Here is a 19,796-nt window from a genome sequence, read left to right as displayed (position 1 = left end):
CGACAACTCCCCCATCAGACAAGGGCAATTGGAGAATGACGATTGTTTTCTCGCCGCGGTCTTCCCGAACGGCCGACAGCAGCACGATGTCACTCGCCGAGTACGGCGGATATCGGTGGACCGCAGCGATGCACGGGCTGGAGCCCCTGACGATGTGTCCGTACGAGGCCGGCTGGCGGCTGCGTGTCCTCCCGACCCTGGGGCACGTCCCCGTACGACAGATGACCCGGCGGGACGTCAACCGGGCGCTGCACTGCTGGATCGCGGACGAGTACGGGCTGTCGACGGTGAAGAACAGCCTGGCCGTGCTGGTGCGGGTCCTCGAACAGGCCGTGCACGACGGCGTCCTGGACGCCAATCCCGCGCGTCTCGCCGGCTGGCAGCAGGAGTACCAGCGCGCCCAGCGCGAGCGCATGACGCCGCGGTCGCTGGCGCTGCCCGACCCGGCGGCGCTCGACCGCCTGGCGGCCAGGCTCGTCCAGCAGTCCTCGGACGGCTACCAGGGCTGGGGGGACATCGTGCGCTTCACGGCCTGGACAGGCACCCGCTTCAGTGAGGTATCCGCCCTGCGTGCCCAGGACATCGACCCGGTGACCTGGACCTGGCACCTGTGCCGGCACACCGTCTTCGTGCCGGACGGGCTGACCGACTGCCCGTGCCGGAACCGGAGCCGGCGAGCGGTGCCGCTGCGTCCCGCGGCACGGATACTGCTGGCCCGGCGGTTGCAGGCGGCACGCCAGGCACCGCAGACCCGGCTGTTCACCGAACCGTCCGGCGGCCGCTTTTCCACCCCGCTGCTGAGGGAGGCGACCCGTTGGGACGAGGTCGTCGTGGAGCTGGGGCACGAGTTCCTGCTGCGCAACGACCTGCGGCCCACCGGGCTGACGTGGATGGCGGATGCCGGGATGTCGATGTCCGAGTTGTACGACGTCGCCGGGCGTCCTCCGCAGGACGAGGTCCGGCGCTACCTCCCGCCGAGCACCAGCCCCGTGCGCTAGGGCGACCCCGTGGTGCCCCGGCAGCGGTCCGGCCCCCGTCCCTGAGGGAACGGGGGCCGAACGACGAGGACATCACGCCCTGGGCGGATGCCTCAGGAGATGCCCTGCCTCACAGGTAGGTGAACCCTCCGGGGACAGTGGCGCTGCCTCCCGGGGTGGTCACCTCGACCGGAACGTTGCCGCCGCCGTCGGGCCCGGGCGGAGTGAAGCCGAACAGCAGCGAGCCGGAGGGGTCGGTGCCCAGGACCGTCGCGGGAGTGTCCCCGAAGGTCACGGTCGCGTTCTGCAGACCGGAGCCGATGAGGGCGAACGGGGTGCTGCCCCCGATCGGGCCGGAGTTGGGGATGATCGAGAACGCCTGCGGTTCGGGCGGCGGGGGCGGCGTCACGTAGACATAGGTCACCGGGTTGGTGGTGCCCACGGCGTTGGTGGCGGTGACCTGCACGGCACCCGCGTCGTTCGGCGGGGCCTGCACCGTGACGGTCAGCCCGAAGGGGTCCTGCCCGGTGATGGTCGCCGGCGAGTCCCCGAACAGCACGCTGGTGGTCCCGGCCAGACCCAGTCCGAACAGCGTCACCGTGTTGCCACCGGTGTCAGGCCCCGAGTTGGGCAGCAGGGCGATCAGAGCCGGGCCGAGCTGCGAGAGCTGGGGCAGCTGCGGAAGCTGGGGCAACTGGGGCAGCTGCGGGAGCTGGGGAGCCTGGAGTTGCGCCACGGCCGCCTGCGGATTCGGTTGGTTCGTGCAATCGCACATGGAAGTCCTCCTGCTGTCTGCGGGGTGTGTCGCCCGGATCGGCTCGCGACGATGTGGTTCGCGAGCCAGGGGTCCGAGCAGTGGCAGCAGCCGGCCGTACCGGAGGAGAACACCGACAGCGCGCACAGGGCCTGCTCACAGATGCGAAAAGCGAGGGCCGTCATGCCGTCGGCTTCCTTCACAGCCCTGCGCACAGGGGGGCGGGCGGACCGACCACTGAAGCCCGAGGGGGATGGACGGCCCACCGACAGGCCTCACCAGTAACCCAGAAGGGTTTGCCGCCGGACAATGGCCTTGACTCCGGGCCACTCGTTCAGCGCAGCGCGCATTCCCGCGCAATGACAACGCGAGGGGAAAAGGCGGTGGGGGCCCGGGCGTGCGGCCCGGACCCCCACCTGTCTACGGAGCCGTCAGCTTGCGTTGGCCAGCGCGCTGGTGATGGCCGCGGCCGTCGACTGCTCCGAGTCCAGGGCGGCAGCCGAAGCCCCCAGCAGGTTGAACACCGTCGCGGCGACGTTGCTGGTCGTGGCGGTGAGGACGTTGGCCGTCACGCTCGAAGGCTGACCCATGCAGTCGACCGCGGCGGAGAGCAGCGAGGTCGCGGTGGACAGGTTGTGGTTGCGGGCAGCGGCGGTGTTGTTTGCCTGGTCCGCCGCGATGGCCGCGTTGTTGGAGTTCTGGGCGGCCTGAAGGTCGGTCACGCAGGCCGATACGGCGGCCTTGGCGGGCGCCGCGGAAGCGAGGGGCGCGAAGCCCAGGGCAAGAGCTATCGCGACGGCGGACGTGCCGGTGGCGGCAGCGATACGGACACGGTTCATGGGAAACTCCCTACAGGTTTCGTCCTCGCCGAGCGGCAAGGAGGATCGGTTCCGGAGGAACACCGGGTCCCTTCCAAGGGGGCCTGTGGGAATGCCGGCAACAGCCGCCAATGGCTTGCCTGTTGGGAGCGCGAGCGGGCGGGCGTCAGAACGCCGACTTCCCGGGAAGGGATGGGCGGCCCGCCGGTTCGGATGGAGCCAGTAAACCAACGCAGGGTGGGGCCAGGTAACCGGAATTGACCACAAGGCACCCGTTTGGCGTAAGCCGTAACGCCGAAGAAGCGAGTCGGTGACTGGGCCAACTGTGTTGCGGCAGCGTTCTGTTGGGACAGCTGGGTCCCTCGTGGTTCACCTGCCGCGCTCGACGGCCGCCAGGACCTGTCCGGCGCCGTCCTCCGCCGCGATCAGCGCGGAGAGGCGCTGCGCGCGGTGACGGTATCGGGGATCGCGCACCGCGTGCCGCACGGCCTCCGCCAGCCGCTCCGCGGAGAGTCGCCGCAGCGGCAGCGCACCGGGACTCACCCCGAGAGCCGTCAGGCGGGACGCCCAGAACGGCTGGTCCAGCATCACGGGTACCGGCACCGCGGGCACCCCGGCCCGCAGACCGGCCGCCGTGGTGCCTGCTCCCGCGTGGTGTATCACCGCGGCGACCTGCGGAAACAGCTCTGCGTGCGGTACCTGGCCGATCGTCAGCACATCGTCGCTGTGGAGGGACAGGGCGGCCTGTCCCGCCTGTACCACGCCGCGTACCCCGGCGAGCCGCAAGGCGCGTGCCACCAGACTCCCGAAGCCTTCCGCGTCCCCGAGGTTCATGCTGCCGAAGCCCACATAGACCGGCGGCGGGCCGGACCGCAGGAAGTCGACCAGTTGCGGATCCGGCGTCCAGTCAGGCTCCTCCGCCGGCCACCAGTACCCCACCACGTCCATGCCCGGCCGCCAGTCGGCAGGCCTGGGAACGACCCTGGGACTGAAACCGTGGTACACGGGTGAGGCCGCCCGCCTCCGCCGGACGGCGTGCGCCGTCACATGCAGCCGTCGCCGCAGATGGCGCACCGCCGGAGCGTAGAGGTGGATCAGTAACGACTGGGCGCAGTGGCCCGCGGCCCGGTTGCCCACCGGTCCCAACGACGGAAGACCCGAAACCACGGGCGGGAACTCCCGTGTGGGAGCCAGTGGTTGCAGGAAGACCCCGCTGCTGGGCAGCCCCACTCCGGCCGCGGCCACCAGCGCCAAGGGAGCCAGGGCACTGGAGAACAGCAGGATGTCCGCACCGGAGGCACAGGCATCCGCCAGTGCCTCGGCCATCACCGGCCCCAGATCCCGCACCACACGGAACTGCTCGGTCACGGAGAGGCGGGCCGTCGCCGGTGAGTGCCGCGCGCCGGGGCCGGTGGTCGCACCCTGGTCGAGCGGCAGGGGGAGAAAGCCGAGACCACAGCGGCGGATCAGTGCGGCGGAGCGCTCGTGCGTCGCCACCACCACCTCGTGGCCGGCGGTCATCAGACGGGTTCCCAGGCCGGTGTACGGGGCGACGTCCCCGTGCGAACCCGCGGAAGCGATGAGCACACGCATCGCCAACTCCCTTCATTGGCAGGCGTGTTGGCCTGCTCAGTTACGGCGTGCGATCACCCGGTAGGCGTTGGACAGCCGGGTGCGGCGGATGAGCGGCGACAGCAGGAGGTCCACTGCGAAAAGCGCGACCAGGTTGGGTACGTTCTGCAGCAGCAACAGCCTGCGGGACCAGCGTCTGAGCGGGCCCGGCTTCCTGGGCATCCAGGGCAGATCCTCGTGCGGCAGTACGGACTTGAACAGGTTGGCCGCCGCGGAGACGAGGTCGGTGGGTACGTGGGGCTCGCGCCGGTCGGCGGCCACCACCGTGAAACCGCGCTCGGTCAGCGCCTCGCAGAGGTTCGACATCGGCAGGAGGTGCAGGTGCTGTGGCTGCAGCCAGGGGCCCCACCAGCGGCCGAGCAGACGGGCGGAGAGTGACTGGGGATCGGGGACCTCGATCAGGAGATGTCCGCCTGCGCGGAGCACTCGATGTGCGGCGGCCAGTTCGGTGCGCGGCGCCGGAGTGTGTTCGAGGTAGTGGCACATGCTCACCACGTCGTACCGTCCGGTGAGCCGGTGGCTCAGTTCGGTGAAGGAGCCTCGGTAGGCCGTGGCGATGCGGCCCTCGCGTTCGGCGCTCTCCACACCCTCGCCCCGGTCGAGCCCGTGGAACTCGGTGTCCGGATGAACCCTTTGGGCCGTGACGCAGAAGTGGCCTTGGCCGGTTCCCACATCCAGCCACAGTGCCGGGCGGCCGTGCGGCAGCAGTGCGCGGGCACGGGCCCGGTAGAGCCTGGTCGCGAGGGGTGAGGAGGCCAGTCGCGCCATCGTCGCCTGTCCCAGGCCGTCGTAACAGTCACGGTAGTAGAACTCCAGTCCCGCCGCGTTGAGTCTGGGGTTCTGGAAGACGTGCCCGCAGCTGTCGCACTGATCGAGTACGAAGGTCCCCGGTTTGCGCTGGAGGTGGTCGGTGGTGCGCAGGCGCCGGCGCAGGAGGGTGGAGGTGCACCAGGGACACGCGGTGCTGCGGGGCTCGAAGAACCGCTCCACCCCCTGCGCCAGGTCGTTCTGGTAGCCGGCCCTGAGGGCGGCGACCCTTTCGCTGCGCTTGTTCTTCTTCCTCATGGGTCACCTCTTGCATGGCGTGCCGACGGCTGTGGTGGGACGGGGGCCGGTCCGCAGTCCTGGCGGCGGAGAGCAGGCCCCTCTCGGGCTCAGATGGTGGGGGGAAGTACGCGGGAATACGTCAGGGCGTTGCTGGTACCGCCGGGGGTGGTGACGGTGATGCCGACCGGGCCTGCTGGTCCGGGCGGGGCCACGGCGGTGAGGGCGGTGTCCGAAACCACGGTGAACGCGGCGGTCCTGGTGCCGAATTGGACCGATGTGGTCCCCGCGAGCCCGCTCCCGGTCAGCGTGACGGTGTCACCACCGGATACCGGCCCCGCCGCCGGGCTCAGCGCCGTCAGTACGGGCGCCGCGAGGTAGAGGTAGCTGAGACCTCCGCCGGTCCCGCCAGGAGTGGTGACGGTCACCTGGACCGCACCGGCAGTGGAGGGCGGCGCGACAGCGGTGATCCGGGTGTCCGAGACGACCGTGAAGGAGGCCGCCGGCGTCGCACCGAAGCGGACCGCCGTCGCGCCGAGGAAGTGACTGCCCGTCAATGTGACGCCGGTGCCGCCGGCCACAGGGCCTGACCCCGGTGTGACGCTGCTGAGAACCGGCGCGTCGAGGTAGAAGTACGGGACGCCCGGGGAACTCGTTCCGCCGGGGCCGGTGACGACGACCTGGGCCGCTCCGGCCGCGCCGGCCGGCGCCACCGCGCTGATCCGGGTCGGCGAGTCGACCGTGAAGCTGGTGGCCGCTGTCGAGCCGAAGCTGACCGCGGTCGCTCCGGAGAAGTTGCTGCCGGTCAGGATCACGGTGTTCCCGCCGAAAACCGGGCCCTGCTGGGGGCTCACACTGCTCACCACGGGCACCGACGCATACGCGTACGCCACCCCGTTGCTCGTCCCCCCGGGCGTGGTCACCGTGATCTGCACCGTCCCCGAACCCGCCGGGGCCACAGCCGTGACCTGTGTGTCGGAGACCACCGTGAAGGAGGGCGCAACCGTCGCGCCGAACCGCACCACCGTCGTACCGGACAGGCCCGATCCCCTCAGCGTCACCGTCGTCCCGCCCGCGGGCGGACCGGACGACGGCGCCACGGAACTCAATACCGGCAGGGACACCGACGTGTACGCGTACGTGACGAACTCGGAGCTGATGCCTGCGGGAGTGGTGACGGTCACCTGCACCGTTCCGGTCCCGGCGGGTGCGACGGCGGTGATCCGGGTGTCGGAGTTGACCGTGAAGGAGGTCGCCGGGTTCGCCCCGAAACGCACTTGGGTGGCGCTGGTGAAGTTCGCGCCGGTCACCGTCACGCTCGTCCCTCCCCCGAGGGATCCTGAGGCGGGTGAGAGGGAGAGGACAGTGGGCGGGGGCACGGACAGGGCGGACGGCCCCTTCGACAGGTGTCGGGATGCGTTCAAGGGGGCCGCTCCTTCGGAAGGACGGGACGGTGTGCGGGCGCCGGACCGGCGGAGGAAGGTCGGTCCGGTGTCTGCCGGAAGGGGAATGCGCGGGGGCCTGCCCGGTGGGGGTTGGGGGGCATCCGGGCAGGCCCCCGCGCGCCTGGCCGGGAGGGACCAGGCTCAGCGACCCGTACGTCAGATACCGGGCCCTGCGGTGTAGGTGAAGGCGCCCGCAGCGGTTGCTGCTCCGCCTGTGGTGACCACCGACACGTCCACGGCGCCGGCGGTGCCGGGCGGGGTGACGGCCGAAATGGTGGTGTCGTTGATGACGTCGAACGGCGCCAGCGCGCCACCGAAGGAGACCGACTGTGTGGTGGTCAACTGCGTGCCGGTGATGGTCACTCCGGTCCCGCCGGAGGTCGGTCCGGCCACGGGCGTCAGGGACGCGATGGTGGGGGTGTCGACGTAGGTGTAAGACAGCCCGTTGTTGGTGCCGCCGGCAGTGGTCACGCTGACGCCGACCGGCCCGGCCGCCGCCCCGGCCGGCACGGTGACGGTGAGCTGGCTGTCGTTGACCACGGTCGGCACGGCGGAGGCCGCGCCGAAGGCCACGGAGGTGGCCGTGGAGAGCCCGGTGCCAAGGATGGTGACCGTACCGCCGCCCGCGGTGGGGCCGGAGGTCGGACTCAGGGTCGACTTGAACGGCGCGCCCACGTAGAAGAACGGTAACGGGTTGCTGGTACCGCCGGGGGTGGTCACCGTGACATCGACCGTTCCCGTGCCGGAGGGTGAGGTCACCGTGACCGAGGTGGCGGTGTTGGCCGTGATCGTGCCCAGCTTGGTGCCGAAGTGGACCGCGGTGGCGCCGGCGAGGTTGGTACCGGTGATGGTGACGACTGTCCCGCCGCCGGTGGAGCCTTGGTTGGGTGTGATGGGCATGGTTGCCTCTTCTCTTCATGAGGAACGTGTGGATGGGTCGCGGACCGGGCGCTCTGCGGTGCACCGCGGTGCGCGCGCCCGATGCCGCGGCGAGCCGGTGGGATCGTCCGGCCGTCCGTTGGTGTCGTCCGGCTGTGCCGTCAGTCCGCGCAGCCCGGGACGGTCCCCGCGGGGGCGCAGTTGTTCGGCGTGTTCCGGCTGACGTCGCTGACCAGCAGGCTCACCGCGCCGGAGTTGCGGTAGATGCCGCCCCCGGCGGCAGTGGCGGTGGCGGAGTTCTCGGTGACGCTGCTCGCCGTCAGGGACACCACCCCGTTGTCGACGTAGATGCCGCCGCCGGCCACGGCGCTGTTGCCGGTGACCGAGCTGGACACCAGGGTCACCGCACCGCCCCGGTCGGCGATGCCGCCCCCGGGGTGGGGAACTTGCGCCTTGCCGCCCCGGACGGTGATCGCGGCCAGGGTGAGCTGGCCGTTGGTTCCCGGAACGTTCGCGTTGCCCTGGACTTCGAGCACGCGGAAGGCCGGTGCTGACGGGTCACGGGCAATGACCGTGCCCAGCCCCGCCATGGTGATCGGGGTGGTGATGGGTGGCAGCCCGACCGGCCCGTCCGACGCACTGCCATGAGCAGTGGTGAGCGAGTACGTGCAGAACGGAGTCAGGGCCAGGGTCTCTCCGCCTGCCGCGTTCGCCGCATTGACGGCGGCCACCAGCGAGTTTTCGCTGCACAGCACAGGGATCTGGGCATGGGCGGTGGCCGGTACTGCCATCAGGCCCGCTGTCAGAGAACAGACCACGAGCGCCGACCGGAGAACACGGGCAGTTGGCATGATGCCCCCAAGCGGTCATGCAAGCCGCTGCTCCCACCCTGCTGAGCAGCAGCGCGGGCGGACGAGGCAGGTCCTCTACCGAGGGAACCTGGAAGGAAGGCATCGCCGTCGTAGGACCGGTGCGGGGCTGGGCTCCAAACCGGGAAGCGGACAGAGACCGCCGTCACTTGCTCCCCCGGAGAAGATGGGCGGCTCACCGGATTGGACGCCCCAAGTAACCCACCAGGGTGATGAGAGGGGCAATGTCTCCGGAGGCGCGTCATCCGAATGGCCGCGCGCGAAGGTTGCGTGGCCCGGCGCGTGAGGTGAGCGGGCTCTTGCGGAGCCCAGTAGTTCCGGCCACCGGTCCCTCGCGTGGGTCTGCTCCTCGACGGACGAGGAGCAGACCCATGCCTCCCTCCCTCTCGCCGGCCGCGCCGTCACCGGATGAGGGAGCGCAGGACCGGGATGGCGGCACCGGCCGCCGCCATGCCAGCAACTACGGCTGCCGGGACCGGCGTTCCGGCGAGAGCCGTCAGACAGCCGACGACGATCCCGATGACGACGGAGATCAACAGCACGACGGCGGTGTGCAGGGACAAGAACGGCGCCTCGGGCTCGGACCCGATCCGGTCGGAGGAAGGCGCGTGGAAGGACGGGGAGTTGTTCGCGTTCGACATGCCTCCACTCTGGCTCCGAGCGGCGCCGTGACCTGCGTCGACCGAACGAACCCGGAAAGCGCTGAGCAGCGCGGTACAACCGTTCAGGGACGGCCGTGTTCAGTCGAACGCTCTCGCGTTCAGGCTTGTTCAGGAAAGTTCGCGCCCGTTCCGTCGGTCGAGCCCTAACCTGCTCTTCCAGGACGCAACGGGGAGCAGAACGTGGTCGACCAGCACGTGGCCGAAGGCAGCTACGAAGACGCACTGGCGGATTTGGCACAGCGTTTGACCCGGTTGAAGGTGCAGCGGGGCAAACCCTCGCTGCGCATGATCGAGGCGCGGGCGAAGCAGCTGTTCGGCACACAGGTCTCGTTACCGATCGGCACCCAGAGCGCCGCCTTCAACGGCAAGCACGTCAGCATCGACACCCTCATCCTCCTCGTGCGCACCCTGATGTCCTGGGACCAGTACGGCGAAGAATGTCCTGCGCCCGACCGCAGAGCACCGGAGCTGGACGCATGGCGCGCGCAATGGACCGCTGCGACGGCCCTGCAGTCGAGGCGCCGGAGTACCGCCGCGCTCACGCCGGTCTCTTCCGAGGACCGGGGGCCTGGAGGAGGGCCCTCGACGCCCGCTCCCCCTCTCCGTATGCGCGACAAGTACGGCCTGCCTGTGGTGGACGGCAGCCGCGCTGTCTACTGCCTGGCTTTCTCCCCGGACGGGCGCTGGTTGGCGGCCGGCGGTGCTGACGGGGCGATCCAGCTCTGGGAGACCCCCAGCGCGCGGAGCGGCGGCGAGGCAACACCTCTCGGCGCCCCGCTCACCGGACATGTGGGGCCGGTCTACGGGGTGGAGTTCTCGCGGGACGGCCGGTACATGGCCACCTGCGGCGCTGACGGCACGGTGCGCCTGTGGGACACCTACTCGCGGGAGCCGGTCGGCGATCCTCTGACGGGCCACGACGGTCCTGTGCACGCCGTGACGTTCCGCGACAACGGGAGCCATGTGGTCGCGGCCGGCGCCGACGGCACCATACGGCAGTGGCTCACCTACTCGCTGGAGCCGTTCGGAGAGCCACTCGACGGTCACGGCACCCCGATGATCGCCATGGCAACTCCCGGCTCCGATCTTGCGGTCGGCGACGCCCATGGCCTGGTGAAGTGGTGGAGCAAGGACTCGGGTGAGCCCACAGCATTCCTGGAGGGGTACGGACCGGTCTTCGCGATGGCCAGCCATGTGTTCACCCTCGCTGTGGGGCACGCGAGCGGCGTGGTGTACGTGAGAGACACCGGGGAGAAGGACACCGGGCAGGTGGTCCTGAGTCCTCCCGGCAGCGCCGTGTACGCGGTGGCGATGCTGCCCGGGAGAGCACGCCTGGTGGCGGCGGGAAGTCATGATGGCACGCTGCGGGTGTGGGATCAGGAGCGCGATACGGGGCCGTTCGTCGCGGAGCTGCACGAGGGCCCGATCTTCGCGGTCGGTTTCTCACCCGACGGCACCTTCCTCGCCACGGCAGGGGCCGACGGAGACGTCCAGCTGAGGAACTTCACCGTGGAACTCCTTGCTAAGGCGCTCCGCGGCAAGGGCGCCGTGGCCCTCCCGGCAGCCTCCCGCCCGCCGATCCCCCACACTCCATGTCCTCCCGGAGACGATCGTCCGCAGCCGGAGGAATCGCTGGCCACGAACGCGGTGCAGCACGCGCGGCGGCACGGGCACCACATCGCCCTGCCTCCGCTCGTATGCCCCCACAGCGTCGGATCGTTGGTGTTCTCGCCGGACGGCCGTCTCCTGGCCACCGGGGCGGATGACGGGTCCGTGCAGCTGTGGGACCCCGTCACTCGCGAGCCCCTCGGTGCCCGGCTCACCCAACGCGGCGGAATGGTCCGGTCCTTGGCCTTCTCGCCGGACAGCCGTTTGTTGGCCGCGGTGCATGCGGGCAGACCCGTTCAGCTGTGGGACACCGCGACGCATGACCTCGTTGGTGAGCTTCCGGCCCCGACCGGCTCGATCAGGACAGCGTCGTTCTCCCCCGATGGCAAGGTGCTGGCGACCGGCGGAACCGACAGCGCGATCCGCTTCTGGGACCCCGCCACCCAGAAGGCCGTTCGGGAACCGCTCATCGGCCACGCAAGCCCGATCGAGTCGATGGCGATCTCTCCGGGCGGCATCCTCGTCGCCGTCGAAGGCGGCAGCAGGGCCTGGATGTGGGACATGGCGGGATGGGAACTGACCACAGCCGGCAACGGCCTGCAGCCCTTGCTCAGCGCCGGCCCCTCCGTCACCGCCATGGCCCTCTCGCCGGACGGCCGCATCCTCGCGCTGGGTGGGTGGATGGAGGGGATACGGCTGTGCAACCTTCAGAGCCGGAGCCGCAGTTGGACGATGACCACGGGCAATCGTGTACCGAAGGTCCTCGCGCCGAAGGCGCTCGCCTTCTCGCCGGATCAGACCTGGCTGGCTGTCTGCGGCGACGATCACTCGGTGTGGTTGCTGCAGACCGAGGAGGGCGACGGTTTTGGAGTCGAGCTCACCGGCCACTCCAACACCGTGCGCGCCGTGGCGTTCTCACCGGACAGCTCCCTGATCGCCACCGCATCCGACGACCGGTTGGTACGGCTGTGGACGGTCCCGCACCACCGGAGCCCCGAACGGGACACGACACAGACGGCATTGAGTGGCTGACCTGTCGCGCCGAACGCACACCTTCCTTCGCCGTACGCGGTTCCTGAAACCGGCCGCGGACCGGGGGCCGAGGTGGTACCACTGGACGCACTCCGCGCCTGACGGCGGGGTCCGGCTCGGCAAGCGGAACAAGGGGGTTGGATGTCCTCCGGCTTACGGGCGTTGGCCCGGCTGGTCACGGCGATCGCGGTCATCACGGCCTACATCGCGTTGCACCTGACGGTCACCGCATGCCTGGACCTGCAGGCTCGTGACCGCTTCCGCGAGGCCCCCACGAAGGCCGCCGCCTTCGTCGCCGCGCTGGACCGCTACGCCGACGGAGACATGCCCGCACGCGCTGAGATCCAACGGATCGACGCGTGGTTCAGCGAGAACGCCCCGGTGGGGGAAAGCCGTTCCACGGTCTCCTCGGCCGCCGACTACGCCGAGGAGGACCGGCTTGCCCTGGCACGCGATCGCGTGGCCGGGCTGGCGACGGAGATCGAACGGGATCAGGCAGGCCTCGACCGGGAACTCAGCTCGTCGACTGCGGCCGCGCTGTACTGGGCGGTGCCCGCCGGGGTGTTTCTTGTGCCGGCGCTCTGGCTGCGGCATCGTCGCCGGTCGGGTGCCGCGGAGATCGTTGACGCGGTCAGCCGGTTCGTCCCGTATCAACCACGGTGGCGGCGGCCGGTGTTCCTGGTGGGCAGCTGGGCCGGATACGGGCTGTTCGCGACGGGCACCTTCGCAGCCGCGACGTCGGAGCGGCAGGGCTACAAGATGCCGCTGGAGACGCAGGTGTTCCTGCTGCTCGGTGGCCTGGCCGCGCTGGGAGCCGGCGTTCTGATCCTGCGCTACTGCCGCCCCCGCTCGGCGCGCGGCGCGGCCCAGGCGCTGCTGGCCGACGGCCGTCAGCCGGTGCTCTACCTGCGCAGCTTCGCCGACGACGACACGGCGGCCTCGGTCGACGACGGGGTGCCGGTCAACATCCATTCGCGGGAGGAGCAGCTCGCGGGGGCGTTGAGCGCCTTCGGCCCGGTCATCGCGGTGGGCAAACCCGACGAGCCGCTGCCGCGTCTGGGAGCGGCGCGGGTCTACCTGCCGCCGGACGACTGGCAGCCGGTGGTCCTGCGGCTGATGGAGCTGTCCCAACTCATCGTGCTCAGCCTGGGATCCGGCGAAGGACTGTGGTGGGAGGTCGAGCAGGCCCGCGCCACTCAGCCGGCCCGGAAGCTGGTCCTCCTGGTGCCCGGCGGGCGGCCGGAGGTGGCCGAGCGGCTGGACGAGCAGCTGCCCACGCCGTCCCGGCTGAACGAGGTGATCGCGAGCGATACCTGGATCTCCGCCGTCATCACCTTCGACTCCGAAGGGACACCCCGGGTGCACCCGGTGGGACGCGCCCCCGGCACCACGACCCGACGAGGCGCGCTCGCCCGCCTCGCGGCCCGCCTGAAAAGGGCCGGTCTGCTGTCGATGACCCTGAACACGCCCGCGCACGAGATGATCCGCGCCATGAAGGCCGCGCTGGCGTCGGTGGGGATGCGTAGACGGACGTTGGTCGTGAAGGGCCTCATCGCCGCACAGACGGCATTGTGGAAGGGTGTCGCGCTGGTGGTGGCCGCGGCCCTGCTGGCCTGGCTGGTGATCCGGGCACTGCAGCTCTTCGGTCTCTGAGGCGCCGTCCCCTGGCTGAGGCGAGCCGGTCAGCCCGGTACGCCCCCGAGAAATACGAAACGGGGGACGTGTCCGGGCACCGCGGAGTAGCATCCCGCTCCCAAGGATTGTTCAGCGGCTGCGCGGGATTCGGGGGAATCATGGACGGTCCGCAGGAAGCTACGCCGACGGGCCCGAGCCCGACCGGTCCGGAGCGGTCCAGGACGGTGACCGGCGTGGCCACCGCCGCAGCGACACTGATCCTGCTGGTGCTCGTGGGCGAGGTCTTGGGCTCGGTGTCCGACTGGCGCGACTACCTGGTCGTCCACGACTACAAGGCCGGCGCGGCAGCGATCGCGGACCTCGAAGCGGCCGACGACTTCGCGAGGCTGGTGTCGCTTCCGACCGTCGCGGTCTGGATCGCAGCCGGCGTGGTGTTTCTGGTCTGGTTGTGGCGGGCGCGCCTCAACGCCGAGTTGTTGGCCGGTGCCGCCGCGCAGCGTCGTTCCCGGGCCTGGGTGGTGGGCGGCTGGTTCACCCCGGTGGCCAACCTCTGGGTTCCGTACCAGGTCGTGTCGGACATCTGGCGGGCCAGCGCGGCCCGCCGGCCGGCCGCCGCCGGCCTCGTCATGGCCTGGTGGGCGCCGCTCGTGGTGAGCACGATCATCGGCCGGGCCCTCGCGCGGTTCTACCTCTCTGAGGAGATCACCGAGGAGGGTCTGCTGAGCGCCGCGAAACTGTCCACCCTGAGCACGGTGCTCGATGCGGCCGCCGGTGTGCTGGTGGTTCTCATCATCCGGCGGATCACCGCGTGGCAGACCCAGAGGTTTGCACAGAACGCCGTGTGAAGGCCGCCCGTGCGCGCACGGGGCGGAGTGAGCCGGGCCTGGTGGCCCGGCTCGTCAGCCGTTCCTCGCCGGCGGGACCATCACGTGAGCCCGGAGCTGCGGGGCAGCATCAAGGCCGAGTCCGTGTGGAGCGTGATCCGCACCGGTACGTAGGTGGTGGCGTCCAACGGCGACTCCCCGGTACCGGGATTGCGCGGGTAGCGCGGATGGGCGCCTCCGCTGATCTGCCACCGTATGCGGTGACCGACGGGGAAGCGATGGGCGGTGGCGCTCATCGGCACGGTGACCTGCGAGGGCACATGTTCCGTCGTCCGTAGCCGGACCAGCCCGTCACACACATTGACCGAGCGGCCCTGTTCGTCCACATCGCACAGCCGGGTGAAGACATCGCTGTGGCCGGTGTCCGTGGAGATGCTCAGCCGTGCGGAGACCGGGCCCATGATGTCCACGGGCTCGGTCAGTGGGGGGCCGGTGAACGTCAGGACGTCGTCCCGGGCCTCCAGGGTGTCGTTGTTGCGAGTCCCGGCCATGCGGGAGAGCAGCGGGCCGCCGACGGACGGGGTGGGGTCGTCCGGGTCGTAGCGGAAGGTGGTCAGGGGTGCGGAGTCGGTCGGGGCCTGCTGGGTGAGGTGCCCGTTCGGGGCGGGATACCACGAGGTGGCAGTCGGGGCCGACGGCCAGTCGTCGAGGTCCCGCCAGGCGTCTTCGCCGCCGATGTGGACCCGCACCGCGGTGGGGCGCAGCCCGGAGGGGTCGGCGTACAGGTGGGCACGCAGCCACGCCAGGCTTTCGGCGAACACTTCGGGCCAGCCCCGTTGCATGGCGGAGGTGTGGGTCCACGGACCGACGAGCAGGGCGGTCTCACATCCGGCCCGGCGCAGTCGGCCGTACTGTTCCAGGGTCTGGTCGAGCAGTACGTCCTGCCACCCGCCGATCAGGCTCGTGGGCACCTGCAGCTGATCCATCACCTCGGCCATCGATATGCCGTCCCAGTACGCGTCGTTGGCGTCCGGGTGCGCCATCACGTCGTCCAGCCAGGGCACTTCGCCGAGGGCGGAGACATGTGCGCCGCGCAGTGGCGGCGTGGTGGTGATGTCACGCAGCCGTCTGTGCAGCCGCAGGCTCGCCTTCAGCAGCGGCACCATCCCTTGGTGCTGATACGTCATGCCCGCACCGACAGCCAGCGCGTTCTCCAGGTGGAGCACACCGTCCGTGTGGAAGAAGGCGCACGGATCGTGCAATCCCGCCTGCACCACCATGGCCTTCAGTTCCGGTGGTGGGTCCACGGCGAGGGCCCATTGCACGTATCCCAGGTAACTGGGGCCGACGGTCCCCAGTGTTCCGTTGAACCAGGGCCGTTCGCGCAGCCAGGACACCGTGGCCTGGCCGTCAGCGGCTTCGTTGCGCCATGGATGGTGCTCACCGCATGAGCCGCCGGTGCCGCGGCAGCTCTGCAACACCACGTGAAAACCCTGTTCGGCGAAGAGCAGGCCGTACATGGGAGACCACGGGAGGCCTCGGCCGTACGGCGAGCGGACCAGCAGGGTGGGGAAGTCGCCCTCGGCGCGCGGGAAGTAGTGGTCGGTGATCAGCGGGCTGCCGTCGGCGGCCGGCACCGCCAGCCCCGGCTCCCATCCGACCTCGTACCGCTTGGCCGGGAGGCCTCGCCAGGTCGCCCTCATCATCCGTGAGGACAGCGGCGGCTTCTTGTCAGGTGGCGTCCAGGACGGCCTGGCCACGGTTTCGGGCATGCGAGACGGCATGGTTCCCCTCCTTTATTACGTACGCTGTACGAGGATAGGGGATGCGCGGACGGTCTTCGCAAGGGCCGACGCAACGCCGGGGAGAGGAGCGCGAGTTCGGGTCGTCTGACGGTGGATGAGGCGGAACCACCGGGCTCGGCCACGCGCCTCCACGGCAGGGGGTGGGGCGCCGGTCGGTGCGCGATCGCCGTGCGACCCCATCGACGAGTCGCGCTCTCGACCCTGTACCGGCAAGCGACGGGCGGGGGCGCAACCACCACTCGGGCCAAGAAAGCCTGGCAGGGAATGCCTGGTGGGGGAAGAAAGCCTGGTAGGCCGGCAAGCCTCGTAGGCAAAAGAGAAAGGGCAAGGAGGTCAGCCACTCCTTGCCACTCTCAACATATAGCGCATGGGGGGCCTTGCGGCAAGGCCCCCTTCGTGCCGCAGAATCACACGCCCAGCCACCCGGACACCCCGTCGTCCAGACACCCAGTCACCCAGACACCCAGTCACCCAGTCACCCTGCCGTGCGCAAGGGTCGCGAACGAGCGGCCTCAGATCGGAGCCCATACCGTGAACCCGCTGACCACCAGCGTGTTTGACCTTCCCGACCACCTCTCCCCCAAGGCCGACCGCACGCTGATCGCCGGTGACGAGCAGCACTTCGCGGCCATCGCGGAGAGCCTTGAGCAGACGATCGCCGAACTGTCCGACCGCCTCGAAGCCGAGCGCAAGGCACCCGGCGGCATGGGACGGCAGGCCATGGACCGGGACGCGGAGATCCACCGGCTGACCGCCCGCCTGCGCGCACTGCGTCGCTTCGGCCTGGACCTGTGCCTCGGCCACATGGTCGGCGCGGACGGCTCCGAGCCGGTGTACGTAGGACGACTTGGCCTCACCGACAGCACGGGTCGTCGGCTGCTGGTCGACTGGCGCTCCCCCGCGGCCGAGCCGTTCTTCGCAGCCACCCACGCCCACCCGATGGGCCTGGCAAGCCGCCGTAGATATCGCTGGACCCGCGGCCGCATCAGCGACTACTGGGACGAGGTGTTCACCCCGGACGGAGGTGTCGGGCACGCCGCGCTCGACGACCAGTCCGCCTTCATCGCCAGCCTGGGCAGCAATCGTTCGGCGCGGATGCGGGACGTGCTCGGCACCATCCAGGCCGACCAGGACGCCATCATCCGCGCGGGATCCCGCGGCGCTCTCGTCGTCGACGGCGGTCCGGGCACCGGCAAGACCGTCGTCGCTCTGCACCGCTCCGCCTACCTCCTCTACTCCGACCCCCGCCTCAGTCACCGCCGGGGCGGTGTGCTGTTCGTCGGCCCGCACCGTCCCTACCTCTCCTACGTCTCCGACGTCCTCCCCAGCCTCGGAGAGGAGGGTGTGCAGACGGCCACCCTGCGGGACCTCGTCGCCGAGGGAGCCACCGCGGCCGTCGAGGCAGACCCGGACGTGGCCCGCCTGAAGTCGTCCGCGGACATGGTGAAGGCGATCGAGAAGGCCGTCAGGTTCTACGAAGAGCCGCCCGCCGAAGGGATGACCGTCACGACCGACTGGTCCGACATCTGGCTGAGCGCCGACGACTGGGCCGAGGCATTCAACGCACCGGAGCCAGGCACTCCGCACAACGAGGCGCGCGAGCAGATCTGGGACGAGCTGGTCACGATCCTGCTGGACAAGCTCGACGCCGATATATCGCCCGACCTCTTCCGCAGGTCGCTGCTGCACGACGAAGAGCTGGTCACCACCCTCCACCGCGCGTGGCCGCTGCTCGAAGCGGCGGACCTCGTCGGAGACCTGTGGTCGGTACCCGCGTACCTACGGATGTGCGCTCCCTGGCTCAGCCGCGACGAGATGCGCACGTTGCAACGCAAGGAGGCCCCCCATGCCTGGACGGTGTCCGACCTGCCGCTCCTGGACGCGGCGCGGCAGCGCCTCGGCGACCCGGAGGCGGCACGACGAGCGCGTCGGCACAACGCCATCCTCGCCGCCCAGCGCGAGCGCATGGCGCAGGTCGTCGACAACCTCATCGCGGCCGCCGCCGACTCCGGCGCCGACGGTGACGACGGCGAAGGCCTGGTGACGATGCTGCGCGGCCAGGACGCCAAGGTCAGCCTGGTCGACGAGTCCGAACTGCCCACTGCCGAACCGGACCGGCTCGCCGGCCCGTTCGCCCACATCGTCGTCGACGAGGCCCAGGAACTGACCGACGCGGAGTGGCAGATGCTGCTGCTCCGCTGCCCCTCCCGGAGCTTCACCATCGTCGGCGACCGCGCCCAGGCCAGACACGGCTTCACGGAGTCGTGGCAGGAACGGCTCGCGCGAATCGGCCTCGACCGGATCAACCTGGCTTCCCTGAGCATCAACTACCGCACGCCGGAAGAGGTCATGGCCGAAGCCGAGCCGGTCATCCGAACCGCACTCCCCGACGCCAATGTGCCGACCTCCATCCGCAGCAACGGCATCCCGGTCACCCACGGATCCGCCTCCGATCTGCACTCGATCCTCGACACCTGGCTCGCCGCGCACCCCGACGGGATCGCCTGCGTCATCGCCGAGGCCACCTTCCAGACCTTCCAGATCTTCCAGGCGACGCCCCGTGTACGGTCGTTGACTCCGGAGCTGTCCAAGGGCCTGGAATTCGACCTGGTCGTCCTCATCGACCCGGAGGAGTTCGGCGAGGGCATCGAAGGAGCGGTCGACCGCTATGTCGCGATGACCCGAGCGACCCAGCAACTCGTCATCCTCAGCAGCTCGGTCACGGCATCGGCGGACGGCGAGCCACGACTGTCGTAACTTCGTAGTTCCTCACACGGTCAAGTCATGGGATGGGTAAGGGGTTGGTGGGCATGCCGCTCGGAGAACTGGTGACGCTGCGGGCCATGGGCCCGGCGGACGCCGAGGCGCTGTGGCGCTGGAACCATGACCCCGAGGTCATGCGGTGGATGGACGACACCTACCCACACCCGGTTGAGCAGGTCCGCCGGTGGCTGGAGGAGCGCCCCCGCAACGCTTATGGCAACGTGCTCCTCGGCATCGAGGCACTCGCCGACGGCACGCTCATCGGCCTGGTCATGCTGCAGGACGCGGAGCCGGAGAAGGGCATCGCGAAGCTCGACATCTACCTGGGCGAGAAGGCGTACTGGGGCAAGGGTTACGCCACGGATGCGGTGCGGACGATCTGCCGCTACGGCTTCGAGGACATGCGCCTGCACAAGGTGACGTTGACCGTGGTCACGGAGAACCATGCGGCGCGCAAGGTTTACGAGAAGGCCGGCTTCGTCGAGGAGGGCCGCCTTCGTCAGGTCTTCCGCCGTGACGGCAAGTGGTACGACATGTTCACGATGGGTTTGCTGGTGAGCGAACTCCGCTGAGAAGGGCGAGTGAACGCCGCGGTCCTTGGAGCACCGCTTGGATCATCGCTTGGGTCATCGCTTGGGTCATCGCTTGGGTCGATGAATTCGGTTTCCTGGGTGAGCAGGGTCGGCCAAGCTGGAGCTATGCCTCGCAGAATCATGTTCGTGCAGCTCAAAACGGGCTACGACACCGATCGCGGACCCTCGTGGATCGGGTGGGTCGGCTTCTCCAAGACCTGGAAAACGGCCTATTTCCAAGGGCGGACCCTACGGCGGGCCACGGGTCTCGGCTTGTCCGATGCAAACTTCTACGACGTCGACACCGATGAGGATTTCTGGATCTCCGGACCCAAACGCGACCGGAGCGACACACGGTACGGACCGGAAGGGCCGACCGTAGAGGACGATGCCGCAGACGCTTACCGGGCATTTCTCCAGGGGGCGGCGCTTCCCGGCCGGGAGGACGGCTAGGCGGTTGCTCTTGGGACGTTATGG

Annotated in this window: 16 protein-coding genes; 7 read left to right on the top strand and 9 right to left on the bottom strand. The window is 69.8% G+C overall.

Annotated elements, in window-relative coordinates:
• Positions 1–86: 86 nt before the first annotated feature.
• A complete protein-coding gene (locus ACFV1J_RS05480; RefSeq protein ID WP_385855905.1) occupies positions 87–998 on the top strand; it encodes a tyrosine-type recombinase/integrase in 912 nt (303 codons plus the stop codon).
• Between the two features lie 109 nt (positions 999–1,107).
• On the opposite strand, the gene ACFV1J_RS05475 is transcribed toward ACFV1J_RS05480, so the two are convergent.
• From ACFV1J_RS05475 to ACFV1J_RS05440, 8 genes are all read right to left on the bottom strand, one after another.
• The gene (locus ACFV1J_RS05475; RefSeq protein ID WP_385855904.1) at positions 1,108–1,752 is read right to left on the bottom strand and encodes an IPT/TIG domain-containing protein; all 645 of its coding nucleotides are present in this window, start codon (positions 1,750–1,752) and stop codon (positions 1,108–1,110) included.
• A 410-nt stretch (positions 1,753–2,162) separates the two neighbouring features.
• Positions 2,163–2,570 (bottom strand): hypothetical protein, encoded by a 408-nt coding sequence (locus ACFV1J_RS05470; protein ID WP_385855903.1) that lies wholly within the window; start codon positions 2,568–2,570, stop codon positions 2,163–2,165.
• 348 nt (positions 2,571–2,918) lie between these two features.
• Positions 2,919–4,142, bottom strand: a complete 1,224-nt coding sequence (locus ACFV1J_RS05465) for a glycosyltransferase (RefSeq protein ID WP_385855902.1) — start codon at positions 4,140–4,142, stop codon at positions 2,919–2,921.
• A 36-nt stretch (positions 4,143–4,178) separates the two neighbouring features.
• Complete coding sequence (locus ACFV1J_RS05460) at positions 4,179–5,246, bottom strand: class I SAM-dependent methyltransferase (protein ID WP_385855901.1); 1,068 nt, start codon at positions 5,244–5,246, stop codon at positions 4,179–4,181.
• An 89-nt stretch (positions 5,247–5,335) separates the two neighbouring features.
• Complete coding sequence (locus ACFV1J_RS05455) at positions 5,336–6,541, bottom strand: IPT/TIG domain-containing protein (RefSeq protein ID WP_385855900.1); 1,206 nt, start codon at positions 6,539–6,541, stop codon at positions 5,336–5,338.
• Between the two features lie 285 nt (positions 6,542–6,826).
• Positions 6,827–7,570, bottom strand: coding sequence for an IPT/TIG domain-containing protein (locus ACFV1J_RS05450; RefSeq protein ID WP_385855899.1), 744 nt, complete (start codon positions 7,568–7,570; stop codon positions 6,827–6,829).
• Between the two features lie 140 nt (positions 7,571–7,710).
• A complete protein-coding gene (locus tag ACFV1J_RS05445; protein ID WP_385855898.1) occupies positions 7,711–8,340 on the bottom strand; it encodes a hypothetical protein in 630 nt (209 codons plus the stop codon).
• A 479-nt stretch (positions 8,341–8,819) separates the two neighbouring features.
• Positions 8,820–9,059: a hypothetical protein gene (locus tag ACFV1J_RS05440; RefSeq protein ID WP_385855897.1), complete on the bottom strand. Its 240-nt coding sequence runs from the start codon at positions 9,057–9,059 to the stop codon at positions 8,820–8,822.
• Positions 9,060–9,260: 201 nt separating this feature from the next.
• Here ACFV1J_RS05440 and ACFV1J_RS05435 point away from each other — a divergent pair, with 201 nt between their 5' ends.
• From ACFV1J_RS05435 to ACFV1J_RS05425, 3 genes are all read left to right on the top strand, one after another.
• Entirely contained in the window at positions 9,261–11,720 is a 2,460-nt protein-coding gene (locus ACFV1J_RS05435) for a WD40 repeat domain-containing protein (RefSeq protein ID WP_385855896.1), read from the top strand.
• A 141-nt stretch (positions 11,721–11,861) separates the two neighbouring features.
• Positions 11,862–13,373, top strand: a complete 1,512-nt coding sequence (locus ACFV1J_RS05430) for a transferase (protein ID WP_385855895.1) — start codon at positions 11,862–11,864, stop codon at positions 13,371–13,373.
• A 215-nt stretch (positions 13,374–13,588) separates the two neighbouring features.
• A complete protein-coding gene (locus tag ACFV1J_RS05425; RefSeq protein WP_385855894.1) occupies positions 13,589–14,200 on the top strand; it encodes a DUF4328 domain-containing protein in 612 nt (203 codons plus the stop codon).
• Positions 14,201–14,280: 80 nt separating this feature from the next.
• On the opposite strand, the gene ACFV1J_RS05420 is transcribed toward ACFV1J_RS05425, so the two are convergent.
• Positions 14,281–15,882, bottom strand: a complete 1,602-nt coding sequence (locus ACFV1J_RS05420) for a CocE/NonD family hydrolase (protein ID WP_385856010.1) — start codon at positions 15,880–15,882, stop codon at positions 14,281–14,283.
• Between the two features lie 633 nt (positions 15,883–16,515).
• Here ACFV1J_RS05420 and helR point away from each other — a divergent pair.
• The 3 genes from helR (at position 16,516) to ACFV1J_RS05405 (ending at position 19,772) form a co-directional block, all read left to right on the top strand.
• Entirely contained in the window at positions 16,516–18,741 is a 2,226-nt protein-coding gene (gene helR, locus ACFV1J_RS05415; RefSeq protein ID WP_385855893.1) for an RNA polymerase recycling motor ATPase HelR, read from the top strand.
• A gap of 53 nt (positions 18,742–18,794) precedes the next feature.
• Positions 18,795–19,319, top strand: coding sequence for a GNAT family N-acetyltransferase (locus ACFV1J_RS05410; RefSeq protein WP_385855892.1), 525 nt, complete (start codon positions 18,795–18,797; stop codon positions 19,317–19,319).
• 141 nt (positions 19,320–19,460) lie between these two features.
• A complete protein-coding gene (locus ACFV1J_RS05405; RefSeq protein WP_385855891.1) occupies positions 19,461–19,772 on the top strand; it encodes a hypothetical protein in 312 nt (103 codons plus the stop codon).
• The last annotated feature ends 24 nt before the right edge of the window (positions 19,773–19,796 follow it).

The sequence above is a fragment of the Streptomyces sp. NPDC059649 genome (genome assembly GCF_042734445.1).
Classification (GTDB): Bacteria; Actinomycetota; Actinomycetes; order Streptomycetales; family Streptomycetaceae; genus Streptomyces.
The sequence above is the reverse complement of the archived record's forward strand: the minus strand, read 5'-3'. Positions and strand labels throughout refer to the sequence as shown.

What these genes read in the sequence shown, in the direction of transcription:
- ACFV1J_RS05480 (WP_385855905.1), top strand. Translation starts at nt 87, where the DNA reads ATGTCACTCGCCGAGTACGGCGGATATCGGTGGACCGCAGCGATGCAC.
- ACFV1J_RS05475 (WP_385855904.1), bottom strand. Translation starts at nt 1,752, where the DNA reads ATGTGCGATTGCACGAACCAACCGAATCCGCAGGCGGCCGTGGCGCAA.
- ACFV1J_RS05470 (WP_385855903.1), bottom strand. Translation starts at nt 2,570, where the DNA reads ATGAACCGTGTCCGTATCGCTGCCGCCACCGGCACGTCCGCCGTCGCG.
- ACFV1J_RS05465 (WP_385855902.1), bottom strand. Translation starts at nt 4,142, where the DNA reads ATGCGTGTGCTCATCGCTTCCGCGGGTTCGCACGGGGACGTCGCCCCG.
- ACFV1J_RS05460 (WP_385855901.1), bottom strand. Translation starts at nt 5,246, where the DNA reads ATGAGGAAGAAGAACAAGCGCAGCGAAAGGGTCGCCGCCCTCAGGGCC.
- ACFV1J_RS05450 (WP_385855899.1), bottom strand. Translation starts at nt 7,570, where the DNA reads ATGCCCATCACACCCAACCAAGGCTCCACCGGCGGCGGGACAGTCGTC.
- ACFV1J_RS05445 (WP_385855898.1), bottom strand. Translation starts at nt 8,340, where the DNA reads ATGGCAGTACCGGCCACCGCCCATGCCCAGATCCCTGTGCTGTGCAGC.
- ACFV1J_RS05440 (WP_385855897.1), bottom strand. Translation starts at nt 9,059, where the DNA reads ATGTCGAACGCGAACAACTCCCCGTCCTTCCACGCGCCTTCCTCCGAC.
- ACFV1J_RS05430 (WP_385855895.1), top strand. Translation starts at nt 11,862, where the DNA reads ATGTCCTCCGGCTTACGGGCGTTGGCCCGGCTGGTCACGGCGATCGCG.
- ACFV1J_RS05420 (WP_385856010.1), bottom strand. Translation starts at nt 15,882, where the DNA reads ATGAGGGCGACCTGGCGAGGCCTCCCGGCCAAGCGGTACGAGGTCGGA.
- ACFV1J_RS05410 (WP_385855892.1), top strand. Translation starts at nt 18,795, where the DNA reads ATGCCGCTCGGAGAACTGGTGACGCTGCGGGCCATGGGCCCGGCGGAC.
- ACFV1J_RS05405 (WP_385855891.1), top strand. Translation starts at nt 19,461, where the DNA reads ATGTTCGTGCAGCTCAAAACGGGCTACGACACCGATCGCGGACCCTCG.